The organism is Pedobacter sp. KACC 23697 (assembly GCF_045348445.1).
In the GTDB taxonomy this organism is placed as follows: Bacteria; Bacteroidota; Bacteroidia; order Sphingobacteriales; family Sphingobacteriaceae; genus Pedobacter.
The window spans coordinates 3369274-3390231 of record NZ_CP157485.1 but is presented as its reverse complement, the minus strand read 5'-3'; the positions used below and the strand labels follow the sequence as shown (position 1 = coordinate 3390231).

The following is a 20958-nucleotide window of genomic DNA, read 5'->3' as shown; positions in this document are numbered from 1 at the left end:
CTGCTGTTATTTTTCTGCTTCGGTTAAAGTTTGGTTAAAGGTTACTTTGTTGTAAAACGGATCGTTTACGGTTACGGCCCAGGTTCCATAAAATGTTTTTTCCAATCCGGGGCGGTTGTATTTATACTTTTTATCAATGATGGTTTTATGAAATTCTTTCAACCCTGTACAGTCTACAAATACACTTGCACCCGGCGAACAATCTCCATGGTGCTCACTTAAATGTAATTCGATGCCATTAAGCGAAATCTGCATATAAACCGGGGCATTTTCTTCAAAGGTATGCTCCCAGTCTATTTTAAAGCCCAGCCAGTTCACGTAAAATTCGATCGCCTTATCGTAATCAAATATTCTTAAAACTGGTATGGCTTTATTGCATTTCATATTATAGTGTTTAACCGCAAAGGGCGCCAAGGTTTTCGCAAAGATCACTAAGCATTATGCTATTAGCTTCCACCTTTCTGCCTTCTACCTTTATCCTACATTGTAAAGATTTTCTCTCCTTTTTCTAAAAATTCGTTTTCTACCAGTTCTTCGCCTGGTTCGAAAGCTTCAAATTCTTTTAATTTTTCGTGGAAACCGCTACTGTCTTTAATGATGGCAACCCTTGCCGAGCGAACAAATTCAATTAGCTCGTAAGGTTCTAAGGCTTTTACCAAGGCATCGGTTTCTTCGCGGTGACCTGTAACTGCGAAAACAGTATAATCTTTCCGGATCACTACTGCACTGGCGCCGTATTGCCTTAATAAACGCTCTACGGTTACCTTCTCTGCAATTTCATCGGTAGAAACCTTATAAAGTGCCAGCTCCTGCCAGATAATCTCATCATTGGTATTAAAATAAACTTTCAATACTTCAATTTGCTTTTCAATCTGGCGGGCCAGTTTCCGTACTACTTCATAGCTTTCCTGAATCACGATGTTGAAACGGTGGATGCCATCAATTTCAGAAGGAGAGGTATTAAGGCTTTCGATATTGATTTTTCTTTTCGAGAAAATAATCGCAATCCTGTTTAATAAACCGATGCGGTTTTCAGCATAAACCGTAATGGTATATTCCTGTTTACCTTCTAAATCAGCTTTATCTATTTTATGTTCTAATGTGTTTTGAGTACTCATCATAATTTCTTTTTACCTATTCGTCATTTCGACCTTGTAGAGAAATCTTTAAATGTTGCTTAAGAAAGATCTCTCCGTTTCGCTGCGCTACAGTCGGGATGACGATTACGCTAGCTTTTACCTTTCCGCCTACTTCAATCTGATTTCGCTTACGCTCATTCCCTGCGGAACCATTGGGAAAACGTTATTTTCTCTACCCACCATTACTTCAAGCAGGTAAGAGCCTTTGTGGTTAATCATGGTTTCTAATGCTGCTCTAAGGTTTGCGCGTTCGTCAACTTTGGCCGCCTCGATATAGTAAGATTTAGCGAGTGCTACAAAATCAGGACTGGTGATGTTAACAAAAGAATAACGTTTATCATGGAATAACTGCTGCCACTGGCGAACCATACCTAAGAAACGGTTGTTCAGGATGAGGATTTTAACAGCTGCACCAAACTGCATAATGGTACCCAGTTCCTGAGGGGTCATCTGGAAACCACCATCACCAATAATGGCGATAACCGTTTTATCAGGAGCGCCGTATTTAGCACCGATTGCAGCCGGTAAACCAAAACCCATGGTACCCAATCCACCAGAAGTGATGTTACTACGGGTATGGTTAAATTTTGCATAACGACAGGCTACCATCTGGTGTTGGCCAACATCGGTAACGATTACAGCATCACCTCCGCAGATTTCGTTGATGTTACGCAATACTTCACCCATAGTCATTTCATCACCAGCAGGGTAAAGCTCGGGTGTAATCACCTGGTCTATTTCTTCCTGGTTATATTGTCTGAATTTTGTTAACCAGTCTTCGTGTTTGTTTTCGTTAACCAGATTGGTTAGTAGCGGTAAAGTTTCTTTACAATCGCCCCAAACGCCCACTTCAGCCTTAACGTTTTTGTCAATTTCAGCAGGGTCGATGTCTAAATGAACAATTTTAGCCTGTTTGGCATATTTATCTAATCGACCGGTCACACGGTCATCGAAGCGCATACCTATGGCAATAATTACATCAGCCTCATTTGTTAAAACGTTCGGACCATAATTACCATGCATACCCAACATCCCTACGTTAAGAGGGTGAGATGTCGGGATGGCGCCTTCGCCCATAATCGTCCAGGCAGCAGGGGTCCCAGCTTTTTCGATAAAGGCTTTAAACTCTTTTTCAGCATTGCCTAAAATAACGCCCTGACCAAACAATACGAAGGGCTTTTTAGCGGAATTAATCAGTTCAGCTGCTTGCTCAATATATTCAACCCTAACTTTTGGTTTTGGGCGATAACTGCGGATGTGGTTGCATTTTACATACTCAGGGAATTCCTCAAGCTGTAATTGTGCATTTTTGGTGATATCGATCAATACAGGGCCTGGTCTGCCGCTTTTAGCAATGTAAAAAGCTTTGGCCAATACTTCCTGAATCTCCTTTGCATCTGTAACCTGGTAGTTCCATTTGGTAACAGGAGTGGTAATATTAATCACGTCGGTCTCCTGGAAGGCATCAGTACCTAATAAATGGGCAAAAACCTGTCCGGTGATACAAACCAACGGTGTACTGTCAATTTGTGCATCGGCCAAACCGGTAACCAGGTTGGTAGCGCCAGGTCCGCTGGTTGCGAAACAAACACCAACTTTGCCACTTGCTCTGGCGAAACCTTGAGCAGCATGGATACCGCCTTGCTCATGGCGGACTAATATATGTTCTAATTTATCGGCATAATCATAAAGAGCATCATAAATAGGCATGATTGCGCCTCCCGGATAACCGAAAATGGTGGTAACACCTTCTTCAATTAATCCATTCAACAATACCTGAGAGCCTGTACCCTTAAATAAGGTTTTTGAGGTTTCTGCTTTCGCCCCGGTTTGTTGCATTATTTCTTGTGCAGTTTCCATAGTTATGTTTTTGCGGTTCTATTATTCTTTAATTTTAAACCCTATTCTTTCTCTGTCTTTCCATTTAATCTGAGCAATTTTCTCGTCAATTAGGTTTTCCATGGCGTCATAGAGTTCATTGAGCTGAACATCATGTTCACCAATCCGTTCTTTAATCTCCGTTAATTGTTCATTAATGTTGTGCTGTTTCAGCAATATTTTACGCACATCAACAAAGGCTCTCATAATGGCAATGTTCATATTAATCGCCTTATCGCTCTTTAAAACTCCGCTAAGCATGGCAACGCCCTGTTCTGTAAAAGCGTAGAGCAAAGCTGAACTTGGCCTTTTGGTTGGGTATGTCATCACAATTTGTGATGACATACCCTGATTTAAGTTTTCAATTTGAGCCCTCAAGCCTTCAAACTCATGTTTTGTAAGCTGAAACATAAAATCATCTGGAAAACGTTTAATATTACGCTTTACGGCCTGATTTAATACTCTTGTTTCCACTTCATAAAGTGATGCGAGATCGAAATCGAGCATGACTCTTTCTCCCCTGATTTCATAAATCCTATTCTGAATACTTTTAATTATTTGCATAATCTGTTTTTTTAGTAATCAATTAATCTGGGGGATGATTTTTTGATTTTAGTATTCGTCGGTTACACAACCACTGGCTGCATCCGACACAGTTTTAGCATATTTATATAAAACACCTTTTGTTACTTTTAATGCTGGCTGAACATAGTTTTTTCTACGTTCCGCAATCACTTCGTTGCTTACCTGCAAAGTGATGATGTTGTTTACGGCATCGATCAAAATCCGGTCTTCATCTTCAACCAGGCCGATTAAACCGCCTTTGTAAGATTCAGGTGTAATGTGACCAACCACGAAACCATGTGTACCACCAGAAAAACGACCATCCGTAATCAGGGCTACAGATTTACCTAAACCTGCACCGATAATGGCAGAAGTTGGTTTTAACATCTCTGGCATACCCGGGGCACCAACCGGACCTGAATTCTTGATTACGATTACGTCACCCGGTTGAACACGTCCGCTTGAAATACCGGCAATTAAATCATGCTCACCATCAAAAACACGTGCGGGACCTTCAAATTTTTCGCCTTCTTTACCGCTGATTTTTGCTACTGAACCTTTTTCGGCCAGGTTTCCGTAAAGAATCTGCAAGTGACCTGTTGCCTTGATGGGTTCGCTTAATTTTTGAACGATTTTCTGATCGTAATCCATAATGGATTTCACATCAGCAAGATTTTCAGCCACTGTTTTTCCGGTAACCGTTAAACAATCGCCATGAAGTAAACCTTCATTCAATAAATATTTTAATACCGCAGGGATTCCGCCATATTGGTGCAAATCCTGCATCAGGTATTTTCCGCTCGGTTTGAAATCGGCCAGTACGGGTGTTACATCGCTCATGCGCTGGAAATCATCCTGCGTAATTTCTACTCCGATAGCTTTACCCATTGCAATAAAGTGCAGCACTGCATTGGTACTTCCGCCTAATATGATGATTGAACGGATGGCATTTTCGAATGCTTTGCGCGTCATGATATCCGATGGTTTGATATCTTTTTCCAACAAGATTCTGATGTATTTACCTGCATCTAAACATTCTTGTTTTTTCTCCGGACTGATGGCCGGATTTGAAGATGAATAAGGCAAACTCATACCTAAAGCCTCAATTGCCGATGCCATGGTATTGGCTGTATACATCCCACCACAGGCGCCTGCACCCGGGCAGGTATGTTTGATGATGCCCTGATAATCTTCGTCAGAAAGATTGCCGCAGATTTTTTGTCCTAATGCCTCGAATGCTGAAACAATATTCAGTTCTTCGCCTTTATAGTGTCCTGGGGCAATTGTACCGCCGTAAACCATAATAGAAGGACGATCTAAACGAGCCATGGCCATGATGGCGCCCGGCATATTTTTATCACAGCCAGGAATGGAAATGATGCCATCATAATATTGTCCGCCGCAGATGGTTTCAATGCTGTCGGCAATGACATCGCGGCTCACTAATGAGTAACGCATACCATCAGTACCGTTGCTCATCCCATCACTTACACCAATGGTGTTAAAAACCAAGCCCACTAAATCATTTTTCCAGACCCCTGCTTTGACGTCTTTTGCAAGGTCATTTAAGTGCATGTTGCAGGTGTTGCCATCGTAGCCCATACTGGCGATACCAACCTGTGCCTTAGCCATATCAGCATCGGTTAAACCGATTCCGTAAAGCATAGCCTGAGCAGCCGGTTGCGTAGGATCTTGTGTAAATGTTTTACTGTACTTGTTTAATTCGCTCATTGTTTAAAATGTATATTCTGGTTCTGTTAGTTATAATATGTTGAGGCAAAAAAAAAACCGCCTCGTTTCGGAGGCGGTTTCGATATGGGTATATTTTATATTATACGCAACGATTTCCACCTCTTTTTTTAGAAATGACAATAATAAGGTTGCTAATAATGTTTGTATATGTATTCATGTCGTCGACTGAACTACAAACATACTAACTTCTTTAAAAATGCAAAGAACTATTTTACTGTATTTCTTTATTTTTTAACCCCAATTACGATTCCTGTTGCCCAAACTTGTTTGGTTAAATGCAAATCATCACGGGATTCTAAATCCTTAATCAACTTAATTGCTTTTTCCTGATGACCATCAGGCCAATTTTGTTGAGGTAACATATCATCGATTATATAAAGGCCACCTTTGTTGAGCATAGCAATTGCTTCATCCAAAAGCAAATATTTTCCGTGCCAGGTATCTGCAAATATGTAATCGAATTTTTTATCATTATTTTTTCCAAACCACGCTGCACCATCGGTATCAATTAAGGTTAAACGGTCGTCGTAGCTAAGAAAATCTTTCGCAATCGCTAAAAATCTAGCATCATTATCTATTGAGATCAAAGTACTATGTTTATCCATACCAGCCAATATCCAGGCTGTGGATAAACCAGTTCCGGTGCCAAGTTCAAGAAAGCTGCCAGAAGGTTTAGATGTCGCAAGCGTTTTAAGCAAAGAACACGTTAATATGTCAGATGCCATACTAAATCCTGATGCCACTGTAGCCGCATTTATCTGCTGGTAAGCTTTTGGATAAGTTTGATTGATTTCTTCCGTCATCTGCTTGCTAATTGCGCAATTCTTATTCTGTTTATATTTTAAGTTTTTTATTTTGGCTTGAACCAATAGATTTCAAACTATATAATCACTTCGTAATTCACTTTTTCGAGCACCAGGTTCTTATAGGCACGCTGTATGGTATAACCAACAGATTCTCTCCATAATGGGCGATAAACAATATCATCAATAGCGGCAATGCCTGCTATTTCTGTAGCTGTTCCACATAAAAAAGCACTGTCGGCATTTTTAAGGTCTGCTATGGTTAGTTTTTTCTCGATACATTCTATATCCAAAACGGTGCAAAGTTCTTTTACAGTTGCACGTGTAATACCTGGTAAAATATTCCCTAAAGATGGGGTGTACAATTTTCCATCCTTTTCCAGGAAGATATTTGCTCCTGATGCTTCGGCAACAAAGCCATGCATATCTAAAAGTAAAGCTTCATCGTAGCCTTTAATATTTGCCGCTGTAGTTGCCAAAATAGAATTAACATAGTTGCCACTCAACTTGGCTTCCATCGGAACCGATTTTGGGTTTGGCCTCTCGTAATCAGAAACGGTTAATTTTAATAATTTATTACCTGAATACGCATCCCATTCCCAGGCGCATATTAAAATTGAAACGCCACTTGGTTCGTTTAATTTCATATTCGGGTGGCAAAATACCAATGGGCGGATATAAGCATCTTTGAGCTTATTTAACTGAAGCAGTTTATAGGTTGCAGCAATCAATTCTTGTTTATCCCATGGAAAGGGAATGTTTGCCAACTGGCAGGAACGCTCCAGGCGGTCGAAATGGGCTGCAGCTTTGAAAATGCGGTTACCATTGTGCGTTTTATAGGCTCTAATACCCTCGAAAGCAGCATAACCATAATGCAGCGATTGCCCATAAAGATCGGTACTGCTGTTTACAGCCTTTTCAAAAGCTCCGTCAAGGTAAATAATCGTATTAGAATTATAATATTTCATCTGTTTATTTTATTTTCTTTCGTCAGTCAGATGGCGCTTGCCATGATTAAATAAGCATTTATTTTTGTGGTTACTTAATCATTGAAAGTTCATAATACTGTGTTTTGTTATTTAAAAAAAGCGTCCCGTTTGTATCGGGACGCTTTAGGTATATTTAGTTTTTTAAAATCTATTTAAACTGCGTCCGCTTCTTGCCTAAAATATTTAGGAGTAGGAGGTTAAGTAAAATGACAGGAAATAACACCACACTAACAACTGTTGCTGCCAATGCTTTGAGGTTAAAGGTGTGATTTTCAATCGTCATGATTATCTTATCGTTTATAAAACCAATTTAGTTTTTGGTTCATTAATATGCAAGAGAAATCAAAAAAAAGTTAATTCGGAATATTATTCTTTAATTTATTTTATTATCGGAATATTATTCTTTATAGGTGTTGAATTAGTTATTTAATGTTGACTGTTGTATACCATATATCAAAACGGTATATGGTCTATTTGTTATGCTTGCATTGTAAATTTTCTATTTTTCTGCCTAAAATGCGCTAACGCATGCTGAAAGTTGAAAATTATGGAGGTGTTTTGGTTATGAGATATAAAGAAATATACGTTTATAATTTAGGAAAAAAATTTATAAACATATGCATTTAGTATAGTAATATCATTTGCCGGTAGAATCTATAGCAATGAAATGGATAGCATTTGAACGCCCGTCTTATCAAGCTTACTTAACAGCATTGTAATCAGGATGCAGCTGCAAATAGTTTAATGTTCCCGAACTCCTTTTGTTTTTCGTTCATTTTGGTAATGGTTCTCTTTAAAAATACTTAAATTGAATATTTACTTTTCATAAATAATCGAACTCAAGATAAAAATAAGATAACAACAAAAAAGCCTCCCGATTTTAAAATCAGAAGGCTTTCCAAATGAGTTGATTATTTTGCTTAAGCGATACCTTCGGCTAAAACCACAATTTTGTTATGGATAGCTTCAACTACACCACCTTTGATGAAAAAGCGTTGCTCATCGGCTTTATTTGCTTTAATAATAACTTCTCCATCTTCTAAAGTAGAGATGATAGCGGCATGGTCTTTTAAAATCTGAAAAGAACCTAAAGTACCAGGAACCGTAACTGCTGTTACTTCACCTTCGAAAACTTTTTTATCTGGAGTTAAAATTTCTAAATTCATTTTTTTCTGGTTTGGCGTAGCGCGTGAGGTGTGGAGCGTTTAAAAACGCATGGCACTTAGCGCTTAACGCATTTCTTAGTTCGCTTCTGCTAATAATTTTTTACCTTTTTCGATGGCATCTTCAATGCTACCAACCAAGTTAAATGCAGCTTCAGGGTACTCATCAACTTCACCATCCATGATCATGTTAAATCCTTTGATGGTATCTTTAATGTCAACCAATACACCTTTTAAGCCTGTAAACTGCTCCGCTACGTGGAAAGGTTGAGATAAGAAACGCTGAACACGACGTGCTCTTGATACCACTAATTTATCTTCTTCAGATAATTCGTCCATACCTAAGATCGCGATGATATCCTGTAATTCTTTATAACGTTGTAACGTTTCTTTAACCCGTTGTGCAGTATTATAGTGCTCATCACCTAAAACTGCTGGAGAAAGGATACGTGAAGTAGAATCCAATGGATCTACCGCTGGGTAAATACCTAATTCGGCAATTTTACGCGAAAGTACTGTTGTAGCATCTAAGTGGGCAAAAGTAGTTGCCGGAGCCGGGTCAGTTAAATCATCCGCAGGTACATATACCGCTTGTACTGAAGTGATTGATCCACGTTTGGTTGAAGTAATGCGCTCTTGCATTAAACCCATCTCTGTTGCTAAGGTTGGTTGGTAACCTACCGCTGATGGCATACGGCCTAATAAAGCCGATACCTCAGAACCTGCCTGGGTAAAACGGAAGATGTTATCAACGAAGAAAAGAATATCCTTTCCAGCGCCTTCGCCATCACCATCACGGAAATATTCAGCAACGGTTAATCCCGATAATGCTACACGTGCACGTGCACCAGGAGGCTCGTTCATTTGACCGAAAACCAATGTTGCTTTAGATTCTTTTAATTTTTCAGTATCAACAGCTTTCAAATCCCATCCACCTTTTTCCATTGAGTGTAAGAATTCGTCACCATAGTTGATTACACCTGACTCGATAAACTCACGAAGTAAATCGTTACCTTCACGGGTACGCTCACCAACACCTGCGAATACTGATAAACCAGCATAAGCTTTAGCGATGTTGTTAACCAACTCCATAATTAATACCGTTTTACCTACACCAGCACCACCGAATAAACCGATTTTACCACCTTTAGCATAAGGCTCTAATAAATCGATTACTTTGATACCTGTAAAAAGCACCTCAGTTTCAGTAGATAAATCTTCAAACTTAGGAGGAGTTGCATGGATAGGACGACCGTCTGTTTTATCAACCGTGTTGATACCGTCAATCGCTTCTCCAACTACATTAAATAAACGACCTTTAATCTGGTCGCCAACTGGCATTTTAATCGCAGCGCCAGTATCAACTACTTGCATACCACGAACCAAACCATCGGTAGAGTCCATCGAAATTGCACGTACACGGTCTTCACCTAAGTGCTGTTGAACTTCTAAAACAATTTTTTGTCCATTTTCTTTCGTTATCTCTAACGCATCAAAAATTTTAGGTAGATGGGCATCATCAGCAAAGCTAACGTCAACCACAGGGCCGATAATTTGTGCTATTTTTCCTAAGTTAGGCATATCTGTTGTGAGTAAATTTATTACAGTCAATGAATTAAAGCTGTTTACAGGGGCTCCAATTCGGTTGGCAAAGTTAAGTTATTCTTGCTGAATTTTAAATATATATTACAAAATTTTTCAACACACGAAATCTTCTCCAGTTTTGGTGAAAAATTTGCTCAAAAACCTGTTATTTCTAATCATTAAATCGCAATACAACATTTCATCTTTATATTGGGTTCTCGAATTCATCAGTTTGAAATTTTGTCGTAAACCTATCGCAATTGACAAATAATAAAATTAATATAAAGGATGAAAAGAATACTTGTTACCGGCAGCAATGGACTTTTAGGTCAAAAAATAACAGAAAAAGTATTGGCGGAAGGGCGGGTAAACCTGATCGCTACTTCAATAGGGATAAACCGTTATCCTTTTAAAAAAGGATATGAGTATGCAGAAATGGATATCTTAAACCCTGAGCAGGTAAAAGCGGTTATTGAAAAACATCGTCCTGATGCAGTTATCCACACCGCTGCAATGACTAATGTAGATACTTCTGAGGCCAATAAGGCGCTTTGTCATCGGTTAAATGTTGATGCAGTGGCAACCTTGTTATCTATATGCGAGGGAAAAAATATTCAATTGATCCATTTGAGTACCGATTTTGTTTTTGATGGAAAAAACGGACCTTACAAAGAGGATGATGCGGTAAATCCGGTTAATTATTACGGCAAATCGAAGGTGATGGCTGAAGAACTGATCAAAAATTCAAAAGCAAATTATGCTATTTTAAGAACAATACTGGTTTATGGGATTAGCTACGACATGAGCAGGAGCAATATTGTGCTTTGGGCTAAGGGTGCCTTGGAAAAAGCATTGCCCATAAATGTCGTGAATGATCAGTGGCGTATGCCAACCCTGGCAGAAGATTTGGCCGAGGCCTGCCTGTTGGCCGTTGAGCATGATGCCAGGGGGATTTATCACATATCGGGTAAAGATTATATGACTATCGCCGGTTTAGTGAGAAAGGTTGCTGATTATTGGAAACTGGATCAGTCGTTTATTAATGAAATCAGTTCAGCAAGTTTAAACCAGACCGCTAAACGGCCTGTAAAAACGGGATTTGTGCTGGATAAGGCCATTAAAGATTTAGGATATAATCCGCATTCTTTTGAGGAAGGATTGTTAATTTTGGAACAGCAAATGAAAGGATAGTCCGGAGTCGATAGTCTGAAGTCGTGAGTCTCCAAGCAATGAAAACATTAACAACATATTTTAAATAAAAAATCCAATGGCAATACAAGTTGGCGATACCGCCCCAGATTTTAAACTATACAGTTCTGATTTAACCGAAGTTTCGCTTTCTGGTTTTAAAGGCAAAAAAGTAATTATTCACTTTTTTCCGATGGCTTTTACCGGAACATGTACAGAACAGTTATGTACGATGCGTGATAATTTCAGTTATTATGAAGGAATAGATGCCCAGGTAATTGGCATATCAGTTGATTCTCCTTTCTCTTTGGCTAAGTTCAAAGAAGAGCAAAATTATCAGTTTCCATTATTATCTGATTTTAACAAAGAAGTATCTTCAGCTTATGGTGCTTTTTACGATGAGTTTTTCTTCGGATTAAAAGGTGTGTCGAAAAGAGCAGCTTTTGTAATTGATGAAGAAGGAAAAATTGCTTATGCCGAAGTTTTGGAAAATGCAAAGGATTTGCCTGATTTCAAAGCAATTAATGAAGCTTTAAGCGCATAAGGCAAAATCTGCAAAGAATTATTTTAAGATTTTTTTAAAATTTAATTGGAAATTAAAATATCAAATTATACCTTTGCAGTCCGTTAACGATACGGAAATGCATTCGTAGCTCAATTGGATAGAGCATCTCACTACGGATGAGAAGGTTTGGGGTTCGAATCCCTACGAGTGCACGAAAAGGATATTGCTTTTAGCAGTATCCTTTTTTATTTGATGTGGAAATTATCCTCCATGTGCATTTTACCCATTTCTATTTACCGTAAATAAGTTCTATTTTTACTCATCAATGGACCAGGATTATGCCACATATGGTGATGATAAATTACTTTCGCTGTTAATAGCTCAAGATAATAAGGCTTTTTCAGAAATTTATAGCCGATACTGGCCATTGCTTTATAAACATGCCTTTCGGATGCTCAAAGAAGAGAACGAAAGCGAGGATGTGGTTCAGGAGGTATTTACCAGGTTGTGGCAGAAAGCACCTCAATTGCCATCCGATACTTCAATTGGTGCATATCTGTATGTTTCTACCAGAAATGCAATTTTGAATTTTTTTAGTAAAAACCAGGTGCATCATGCTTATTTAACCGATCTTGGTCAGTTTTTGGATCAGGCACAGGAAATTACCGATCACCTCATCAGAGAACGGATCTTGGCCAAACTGATTGAAGAGGAAATTGAAAAACTTCCTCCCAGAATGCGCGAGGTTTTCGAATTAAAGCGAAAACAAAATCTTTCTTACAAAGAAATTGCAGGTATCATGGATATTTCTGAACTCACTGTAAAAACACAGATGAACAAAGCTATTTCTACGCTGCGAACCAAATTTGGCAATCATTTGCCTTCCTTTTTCACTGCATTATAGCACTTTTTCTAATAAATTAATAAAAAAGTAACTTTTTTTTAATGTTGGATACAACATTGGCCCGAGCTGCCTGTCATTACTATTATACTTCCTATAAAAAACATGAACAAACAAACTATAAGTGGATTTATCAGAGACTATCTGCATAATAAACTTAATGAAAAGCAAAAAGCCCAATTGGAAACCTGGTATTTGTTAAAAGCTGAAGAAAATAAATCGATCGATCCGCCAATAGCATATGAAAAATTGGAAGCAAAAATCTGGAATAAAATTATCGCTGGTGTTTCGCATACAGAGGGAGAATCGCCTAAAGTTGCGAAACTGACCAGGCCATACAAAAGAATTATTTCAATAGGAATCGCTGCAAGTGTATTATTAATAGCGGGCGCAGGTTACCTGATGCTTAAAAATAATAATACCACTCCAGATCGGTTTGTGGTCGCAAAAAAATATGATCTGCCTGCTGGTACTGATAAGGCCATATTAACTTTATCTGATGGTAAGGTGATTGATTTAAATAACAACGCTGTTGGAAAAATTGCTACCGAAGCTGGCATTGAAATTACCAAATCTGCTGATGGAACTTTGGTTTATAAAGCCTTAAAAGCAAAAGGTAAAAACGTTGGATTTAATACCATTACCACGCCTATCGGCGGGCAATACGCGGTCATTTTACCTGATGGATCAAAAGTTTGGCTAAATGCAGGGTCATCTTTAAAATATCCAACAGCTTTTGCTTTAAGCGGAAGAAACGTAACCTTAACCGGAGAGGGATATTTTGAAGTAGCGCATATGGAAGGACCTAAAGGAAGGGTACCATTTTCCGTAACAGTTGTTAAAAACCAAACTCCATCAGAAAAAGTAGAGGTGCTGGGTACGCATTTTAATATCAATGCCTATGCTGATGAGCCATTTATTAATACTACTTTATTGAAGGGAAGCGTAAAGGTTGCTTTGAACAATGATCAAGCTACACTGCTTAAACCGGGGCAACTGGCCAAATTAAGTAATGAAGGCATAAAGGTGCAACAGGCAGATACCGAAATGGCGGTTGCCTGGAAAAACGGAGAATTTGTATTTAGGGAAGATTTACGTACTGCGATGAGAAAGGTAGCCCGATGGTATGATGTGGAAATCGTATATGAAGAAACGGCACCAGAAAATTTAATGCTTGGTGGTTGGATGTCGAGAGGCACCAATATTTCAGAAGTACTCAATCATATTCAGTTAACAGGAAAAGTACACTTTAAACTTGAAGGAAGGAGGGTAATCGTTTCCAGATAAAATTAAAAACGATTCCAAAAAAAACCAGAAGTGCTTGGCGGCACCCCTGGATAATTTGGTAGTCGACTATAATAATCAACTAATCACGCATCAGGTCTTGATTTCGAAGCCCAGGCCAGATGCACTAAACCAAACAAACAAATGTATAAAAATTTTACTTCACTCGGGTTGCCCAACAGGCAGCTCCGCAAACTGCTACTCGTTATGCGATTGACGGCTGTGATTCTCTTGGCGGCTTTAATGCAATTAAGTGCATCAACCAAGGCACAAAAAGTTTCCATTGTTGAAAAAAATGCGCCTTTGGAACGCGTCCTGAAAGAAATTCGCCGACAAAGTGGATATAACATCATCTATGATCTTAACCTCATTTTAGATGCCAGGCCGGTTTCTATCCAGGTGAATCAGGTTAATGTTTTAGAAGCCGTTCAAAAGTCGTTAAACAACCAGCCACTCACTTTTTCTGTCGACGGTAAAACCATTGTCATTAAGGAACGAAGTATTGCCGATAAACTGGTTGATCTGGTAAAAGACATTGATGTTAAGGTGAGCATCAGAGATTCGTTAGGACGTCCGCTTCCCGGAGCTAACGTATATAATAAAACCATTAACAAAATGTATGTAACTGATAAGGATGGGGATATCCTTATCAAGGATGTTCCTGCCAATGGTTATGTATTACAAATCTCCTATATAGGATATAAAGGGGAAGAAATTTTTGTGGACAGAAAAACTGTTAGCTATTACGTAAAACTAACGGCGGCTTCATCAGCGCTGGAAGAGGTTAGCGTAGTATCTAACGGTTACCAGAAAATCAGTAAAGAACGGGCAGCCGGTGCTTACTCGGTAGTTACGGGTAAAGAGTTGCAGACCAATCCTGCAGTTAATATCATGGAGCGGTTGGAAGGCCAGGTGGCAGGTGTAAAGTTTGATATTAAAGGAAACAATATACAGATAAGAGGGGTGAACAATTACGCAGGCAATAGCGGCACCCCATTAATTGTGTTAGACGGATTTCCTTTGATGAATTCAAGTGACCGGGCAACACTAACTAATCAGGTCGGTGCAAATACTTTTGGTAATTCTGTCATCAGCAATATCAACATTGCCGATATCGAGCAGATTACCTTTTTAAAAGATGCTTCGGCAACCTCTATCTGGGGTTTCAGAGCAGCAAATGGTGTAATTGTGATTGAAACTAAAAAAGGCAGAAAAATTGCGCCAACCTTAAACGTGGGTTATACATTTGGTATTTCAAAAAACCCTTCAATAAAAGATTTACACTGGATGAACAGTGCGCAGTATGTTGATCTGGAGCAGGAAATGGTTGATAAGGGATTAATAGCTGATCCTGCATCTGCAACACCTGGAAATGAAGTTTACACGCAGAACAACAGTGAAGCTACGGAATGGATGTTCAGGTACAAAAGGGGTACAATCACACTAGCACAGCGTGATGCTGCTTTAGCAGAAATTGGATCAAGAAATGGATCACAACAGATAGAAAAATATTTGTTGCAGAATGCCATTAATCATCAATATAACCTTTCTTATTCAGGCGGATCGGAAAACAGTACCTATTATATTTCAGGAAACTATACAAAAGATACACCAATTTTTAAAAGTAATTATGGAGAGAATGCATTTGTAAACGCAAATACATCAACTGATTTCCTGAACAAAAAAGTAACCTTAAGGGCATTGTTCAACTATCAGTATACAAAATCTCAATATAATCCGGCGGCAGCCAATGCAGTATCTGTGAGTACCACAGCGCTGCGCCCCTATGATCTTTTAATTGATGCAAATGGAAACAGCATTGGAAGAAACATTATTTTTCGCGATGATTTTGCCAATAAACTTGTTGGACAAGGTTATCTGCCATTCACTTATAATACTTTGGATGAATTAAATTATTCCAATTCCATTTCCAGAAACAATGTGATTAGAATAAGTGCTGGGTTAAATGGTAAAATAGCAAAATGGTTAAATGCCGATCTATCTATCTCTAACCAACGTCAGTTTGGAAATACCTACACGCTCGATGAATTGAATAGTTATACAGGCAGGATATTGGTAAATACATTTTCTCCATTGGTTAATGGTAAAGCTTCCAACGGACTTATTTACGGCGGTCGTTACATCACCTATGGAACTTCATCATCAGAAACTACATTAAGGGGGCAATTAAATTCTGATTTTAATATTGGTGGTAAACATCAGTTCAATGCCATTGCAGGTAGTGAAATTAGAGAAACACGATCTGAGGGGGCCAACGAAACGAGATACGGATATGATGATGATACACGGTCCATTAAAACTGTGAACCCAACCCAACTCTACCCAACTTTATATGGTTACTCGCAGTCGTTAGGTGCTAACCTAAGTAGCTTGGCTGCTTCACGTAAGAGATACTTGTCTTATTACAGTAATGCGTCTTACAGTTACATGGATAAGTACTTTGTAACCGGTAGTGTACGGTTTGATGATTATACTTTGTTGGGCTTGGATAGATGTAAAAGGGCTAAACCATTCTGGTCAGTTGGTTTAAGATGGAATGCGAATAAAGAAGCATTTTTAAGAGATATAAACTGGCTTGATGCATTTAGTGTCCGTGCTACGCTTGGTACCGCTGGTGTCGTTCCTACTTCTGGTACCAATGTGCCGCTACTTAATCTTTCTGGAACAGATTTTAGAACCAACCAGCCTTACGCCAATATTGAAACTCCTGCTAATTCACAATTGGGATGGGAAACTACCAAAATGGCCAATTTAGGTTTTGATTTTGGCTTATTTAAAGGTCGATTAAATGGAAGTTTTGATGTTTATAATAAAAGAACTTATGGCATCTTGTCTCAATTTCCTTTCAACGCTACTTATGGCTGGTCGATCTTGAGTTTCAATAGCGGAACTTTGAGCGGTCATGGCTACGAATTCTCTTTAAACGGAGAAATAATCAGGGCGGGCAGATTTAGCTGGAAATCAATACTTAATGTCGGCTATAATACCAATAAGGTTAACGATTCTCGGTTTATTAATAATGGTAGCACTATTGCTGGTAATGCTGCGGTAATCGAAGGTGTTCCTTTAGGTACACTATATGTTTATCGTTTCGCCGGACTTGATAATAAAGGACAAACTCAAATTTTTGACCGTAACAATAATATTATCAACAATACAACCACGCTTACATCTGCATTTACGAAAGAAGATTTGGTTAATGTAGGTAGGCTGTATGCTCCTTTTAGTACAGGTTTTAACCACAACTTTAAATATGGTCAGTTTGATTTGGGTATAAGATTTACAGGTTATTTCGGGCATGTTTTCCTGAAGAACACCATTACCAATTCTAACTATCCTTCTGCAACAACGTTTGCCTATTCAGGCGTTTTGGGAAGAGCAGGTGATATCGCTGATCGTTGGAGAAATCCTGGTGATGAGGCTATTACCGATGTTCCAGGAATTGCTAATGTAAATTTTAACAGTATCAATCGCTATCGTTTCTCGGATGCCGTGGTTAGGAAAGCAGATAACATCCGTTTACAGCAAATTTCGCTGGCCTATATTGTTCCGCAACGATACCTTCCTCGCAACTTCGTAAAATCAGTATCCGTTTCTGCCAATGTAAGAAATCTGGGAATTGTTTGGAGAGCTAACAAAGATGGTATCGATCCAGAATATATCAACAATGGAAACTTTGGTAGCACCACGCCTACGCCTAGTTATGTCTTTGGAATAAACGCAACACTATAATTAACATGAAAAAGAGATATTCAATTATATTGTTTGCTTTAGCAATTGCTATGGCAGGCTGCAGAAAATATGTGGAGATTGATCAGCTTTCAATCAGAACGCTAAAATATACCTCCGACTATAGAAATACGTTAAACAACAATAATGTTTTAGAAGGTACATTTTCATATCCGATTTTATCTGGTGATGATATTGAAATTACCGATCAGGTACGGCAAAATGCGTTAAGCTCCGCATCTGCTGATATTTTTGCCAATGTGTATACCTGGGCAAGTAAATATACGTCCGATACTCAAAGCGATGGTGATTGGGAAAGGCAGTATAAAACTATCTATGTGTGCAACGAAGTTTTACAAGGTGTGTTGACATCACAAGGTGGTAACGAAACCGAAAAACAAACCATTTATGCTGAAGCACTGGTTCATCGTGCCTATGCCTATTTAATATTGGTAAATATGTACGGCAAGCAGTACAGCAGTGCAACTGCCGCTACTGATTTTGGGGTTCCCCTGCTTACTACGCCTAACCTGTATACTAAATTAAGTAGAACTCCAGTAGCTGAAGTTTATTCGCAGATTCTTAAAGATTTAAGAACTTCAATAAGTCGTTTACCGGCCATTGCTGATTTTAATGTACGTCCGAGTAAAGCTGCGGCTTACGCGCTATTCTCAAAAACATATTTGAGCATGCGTGATTTTAATAATGCTGCTTTATATGCTGATAGCACCTTAGCCTTGCAAAGTGGTTTGATCGATTTAAAGGCTTATGAAAATACGCCGATGACGCTTCCGGTAAGATTGGTAAATCCCGAGGTTATATTTTCTAAAATTGCGAATGTGGTTATTCCCGCTACCTCATTAAGCAACGATTTGCTTACATCTTTAGGCACAACAGATTTGCGATATAAAATTTATACAGATGTTAGAAGCAGATTTCCTGGTCAGTTTAGCACTGCATTTACAGGGAGGGCTTCATGCAAGTATCTGGTAAATGGTGAATTCGTTATTAACAATGGCCCATCGGTACCTGAAATCATGCTCATCAAAGCAGAATGTTTAGCGAGAGCAGGTCAGACGGCCGACGCCATGACCGTGGTAAATAACCTCAGGATCAAGCGTTTTAATAACGCCAATTATGCGCCTTTAACGGCTTCGTCTGCTGCTGATGCCTTAAGGATTGTGGTGGAAGAAAAGAGAAAGGAGTTGTTTGGCACAGGTTTACGCTGGTTTGATCAGAAGAGATTAATGCTTGATGACGCCTTTACCCAAACCAAAACGCGTAATTACAAAGGAACAGATTATACACTCTCCCCAACTTCAAATCGCTATATCTATCCGATAGGTGATAAGTATATTTTATTAAACCCCGAATTGCAACAGAATCCGAGATAATCTACGGAAAGCTTATGAAAAAAAATCTTTTACTGAATGGTCTGCTACTGCTTTGCCCTTTTTTTGGGCAGCAGTTGGCAGCCCAGACCTTAACCTGGAAACCAGAATTGTTAAGGCAAAATCAACCAGCCACATTTTATTACCAGGCAAAAGGTGGTGACCTTGAATTTAGCGACGAGCCCAAAGCAACACTGGCCTATTTTGATGGCAAACGCTGGGATACTGTGTCGCTTACACTGAAAAAGGATCAAGACGAATGGCAAGCCAATTATACGCTGCCTGCAAATGCTGTTTTCCTTGCTTTAAAATTTTATCAGGGGCCAGTCGAGACACCGGAAGCCAGTGATAATAATCATGGCAAAGGGTATTTTACCAGGGTTGTAGGTAACAACGGAAAAGCACAGACTGGCAGTTATCTGGCAGAAGCTGCATTAAGGGCCAACTTAACCGGCGATTGGAGTTTAAATAGTTTTGTTTCGACCGAAAAAAATACCCAAATCACTGATTCTCTGTTAAAAGAAGAAGAGAAAATCTCCGGTAAATCAATTGGGGCCGGACCAGTGCTTTTCACCTATCTTAATTTAAAACGTTCAACAATGCCTGCTGAAGACTTTAATGCCTTTGCCGATGCAGCAATACAGTCGTCCATCAAAAAGGAAAAATATAGTGAAGCATTGTTAACAGAAGCCCATAATTACTATATCCGCGAAAAACGGGATCGGCAGGCAAAAGAAATAGAAAAACTGATTTTCCAGTACCAGCCAAAAAGCGGAGCAGCAAAATTATTGAGTTTCCGTGCCGCAACTAAAGGAGCTTCAGCAAAAGCTTATCAATTGGCATCTGAAGATTTTCTTAAAAAATATCCTTATGCAGAGTGGAAGAAAAACCCGGATGACAAAGGCTTTTTATATTATGAGATTTACAGGGGGCTGGGCACCAATTATTTCGATGGTAATCAAATAGATCAATTCTTATCGCTGTTTAAGGATATTGATTTTAGAACGGCCAACGAAATTTATCGCTGGAACATTACCCGGAATCAAATGTCCATGTCTGGTAAAGCCGATTATAAATTACTTTACGAATTGAGCAAAAAGATTATCCCTTACCTGTTAGAACGCCAGCATGATCAGTCTTATCTGGCCGACTTCGGCAGGGATGCGGTAAAAGCACAGGAAAACGCCGATAAGCAAATGGACGATCGTTTATTTACTCATGTTGCGTTAGCCATTAACCAAAAAGATTTCGCAGCAGCAAAAAACTTTTTTCAGTACCTATCTAAAGAGGGCACTTATGATAACGCCGATATGAATGCCATGCATCTTCGTGTATTGAGCGAACTGAAAGATGACCAGGCCATTAAACCCTTGCTTGAAAACAGCGTAGCAGCCAATGCGGTTACGCCTGACATGTTCGCCAAATTAAAGGAATTATATAAAAGCGAACACCAGGGTCAGGAAAAAGGCTATGAGGAATATTTATCATCTCTGTTACCAAGCGATAAAAAGGCAGAATTGAAAGCCCATGCATTGGCCAATATGGTCAATTATCCGTTAAAGCCTTTCAGCCTGGAAGATGCCAACGGTAAAATGGTAAACTCTAATGATTGGGTAAATAAAATTGTAGTGATTGATTTCTGGGCCACCTGGTGCAGACCTTGTATCGAAGCTTTTCCAGGGATGCAATTACTGGTAGATCAGTATGCAAAAGACCCGCAAGTGGCAGTGTACATGATCGGTACGATGCAAACCGGCGATTACAAAGCCAAATCTGTGAACTATGTAAAAAGTCAGGGCTTTCGTTTCAACCTTTTGCATGATGCGGTTAGTTCAACTGGAGCGCAGGACCAGGTATTCAAAAGCCTGTTACCATTGTTTAAACAGTCTTCCATTCCACGCAAAATCATTGTAAAAAACGGCGTAGTACGCTATAGTTCAGAAGGATATTCCGGTAGCCCGAGTCAGCTACGCGATGAATTATCAACCGCCATTGAGATTTTAAGAGCAGAGAAATAATGATAAGAAAAACGATAATTACAGCCTTTTTTTCCTTTTGGATAGGGCT

The 20958-nt window shown here is 39.1% G+C and carries 16 protein-coding genes and 1 tRNA gene; 8 read left to right on the top strand and 9 right to left on the bottom strand.

Annotated elements, in window-relative coordinates:
- Positions 1-6: 6 nt before the first annotated feature.
- The 9 genes from ABEG20_RS13450 to atpD form a co-directional block, all read right to left on the bottom strand.
- Positions 7-384, bottom strand: coding sequence for a glyoxalase superfamily protein (locus ABEG20_RS13450; RefSeq protein WP_406823842.1), 378 nt, complete (start codon positions 382-384; stop codon positions 7-9).
- Positions 385-479: 95 nt separating this feature from the next.
- Positions 480-1118 carry an acetolactate synthase small subunit gene (gene ilvN, locus ABEG20_RS13445; protein ID WP_406827399.1) on the bottom strand — a complete coding sequence of 213 codons (639 nt, stop codon included), beginning with the start codon at positions 1116-1118 and terminating at the stop codon, positions 480-482.
- Between the two features lie 129 nt (positions 1119-1247).
- Entirely contained in the window at positions 1248-2999 is a 1752-nt protein-coding gene (gene ilvB / locus ABEG20_RS13440; RefSeq protein ID WP_406823841.1) for a biosynthetic-type acetolactate synthase large subunit, read from the bottom strand.
- A 21-nt stretch (positions 3000-3020) separates the two neighbouring features.
- Positions 3021-3581: an ORF6N domain-containing protein gene (locus tag ABEG20_RS13435; RefSeq protein WP_406823840.1), complete on the bottom strand. Its 561-nt coding sequence runs from the start codon at positions 3579-3581 to the stop codon at positions 3021-3023.
- 48 nt (positions 3582-3629) lie between these two features.
- Positions 3630-5312, bottom strand: coding sequence for a dihydroxy-acid dehydratase (gene ilvD / locus ABEG20_RS13430; RefSeq protein ID WP_406823839.1), 1683 nt, complete (start codon positions 5310-5312; stop codon positions 3630-3632).
- 245 nt (positions 5313-5557) lie between these two features.
- Positions 5558-6136, bottom strand: coding sequence for an O-methyltransferase (locus tag ABEG20_RS13425; protein ID WP_406823838.1), 579 nt, complete (start codon positions 6134-6136; stop codon positions 5558-5560).
- Positions 6137-6213: 77 nt separating this feature from the next.
- Entirely contained in the window at positions 6214-7104 is an 891-nt protein-coding gene (ilvE, locus tag ABEG20_RS13420; RefSeq protein ID WP_406823837.1) for a branched-chain-amino-acid transaminase, read from the bottom strand.
- Between the two features lie 941 nt (positions 7105-8045).
- A complete protein-coding gene (gene atpC / locus ABEG20_RS13415) occupies positions 8046-8291 on the bottom strand; it encodes an ATP synthase F1 subunit epsilon (RefSeq protein WP_025145830.1) in 246 nt (81 codons plus the stop codon).
- A 75-nt stretch (positions 8292-8366) separates the two neighbouring features.
- Positions 8367-9869 (bottom strand): F0F1 ATP synthase subunit beta, encoded by a 1503-nt coding sequence (atpD, locus tag ABEG20_RS13410; protein WP_090498722.1) that lies wholly within the window; start codon positions 9867-9869, stop codon positions 8367-8369.
- Between the two features lie 291 nt (positions 9870-10160).
- Here atpD and ABEG20_RS13405 point away from each other — a divergent pair, with 291 nt between their 5' ends.
- The 8 genes from ABEG20_RS13405 (at position 10161) to ABEG20_RS13370 (ending at position 20909) form a co-directional block, all read left to right on the top strand.
- A complete protein-coding gene (locus ABEG20_RS13405; protein WP_406823836.1) occupies positions 10161-11063 on the top strand; it encodes an SDR family oxidoreductase in 903 nt (300 codons plus the stop codon).
- Positions 11064-11139: 76 nt separating this feature from the next.
- Positions 11140-11604 carry a redoxin domain-containing protein gene (locus ABEG20_RS13400; RefSeq protein ID WP_293743597.1) on the top strand — a complete coding sequence of 155 codons (465 nt, stop codon included), beginning with the start codon at positions 11140-11142 and terminating at the stop codon, positions 11602-11604.
- Between the two features lie 99 nt (positions 11605-11703).
- Positions 11704-11777, top strand: a tRNA-Arg gene (locus tag ABEG20_RS13395).
- 113 nt (positions 11778-11890) lie between these two features.
- Positions 11891-12469, top strand: a complete 579-nt coding sequence (locus tag ABEG20_RS13390; RefSeq protein ID WP_293744111.1) for an RNA polymerase sigma factor — start codon at positions 11891-11893, stop codon at positions 12467-12469.
- Positions 12470-12571: 102 nt separating this feature from the next.
- A complete protein-coding gene (locus ABEG20_RS13385) occupies positions 12572-13753 on the top strand; it encodes a FecR family protein (RefSeq protein WP_406823835.1) in 1182 nt (393 codons plus the stop codon).
- 141 nt (positions 13754-13894) lie between these two features.
- Positions 13895-17503 carry a SusC/RagA family TonB-linked outer membrane protein gene (locus ABEG20_RS13380; protein WP_406823834.1) on the top strand — a complete coding sequence of 1203 codons (3609 nt, stop codon included), beginning with the start codon at positions 13895-13897 and terminating at the stop codon, positions 17501-17503.
- Between the two features lie 5 nt (positions 17504-17508).
- Positions 17509-18894, top strand: coding sequence for a RagB/SusD family nutrient uptake outer membrane protein (locus ABEG20_RS13375; protein ID WP_406823833.1), 1386 nt, complete (start codon positions 17509-17511; stop codon positions 18892-18894).
- Between the two features lie 14 nt (positions 18895-18908).
- A complete protein-coding gene (locus ABEG20_RS13370; protein WP_406823832.1) occupies positions 18909-20909 on the top strand; it encodes a TlpA family protein disulfide reductase in 2001 nt (666 codons plus the stop codon).
- Positions 20910-20958 lie beyond the last annotated feature (49 nt).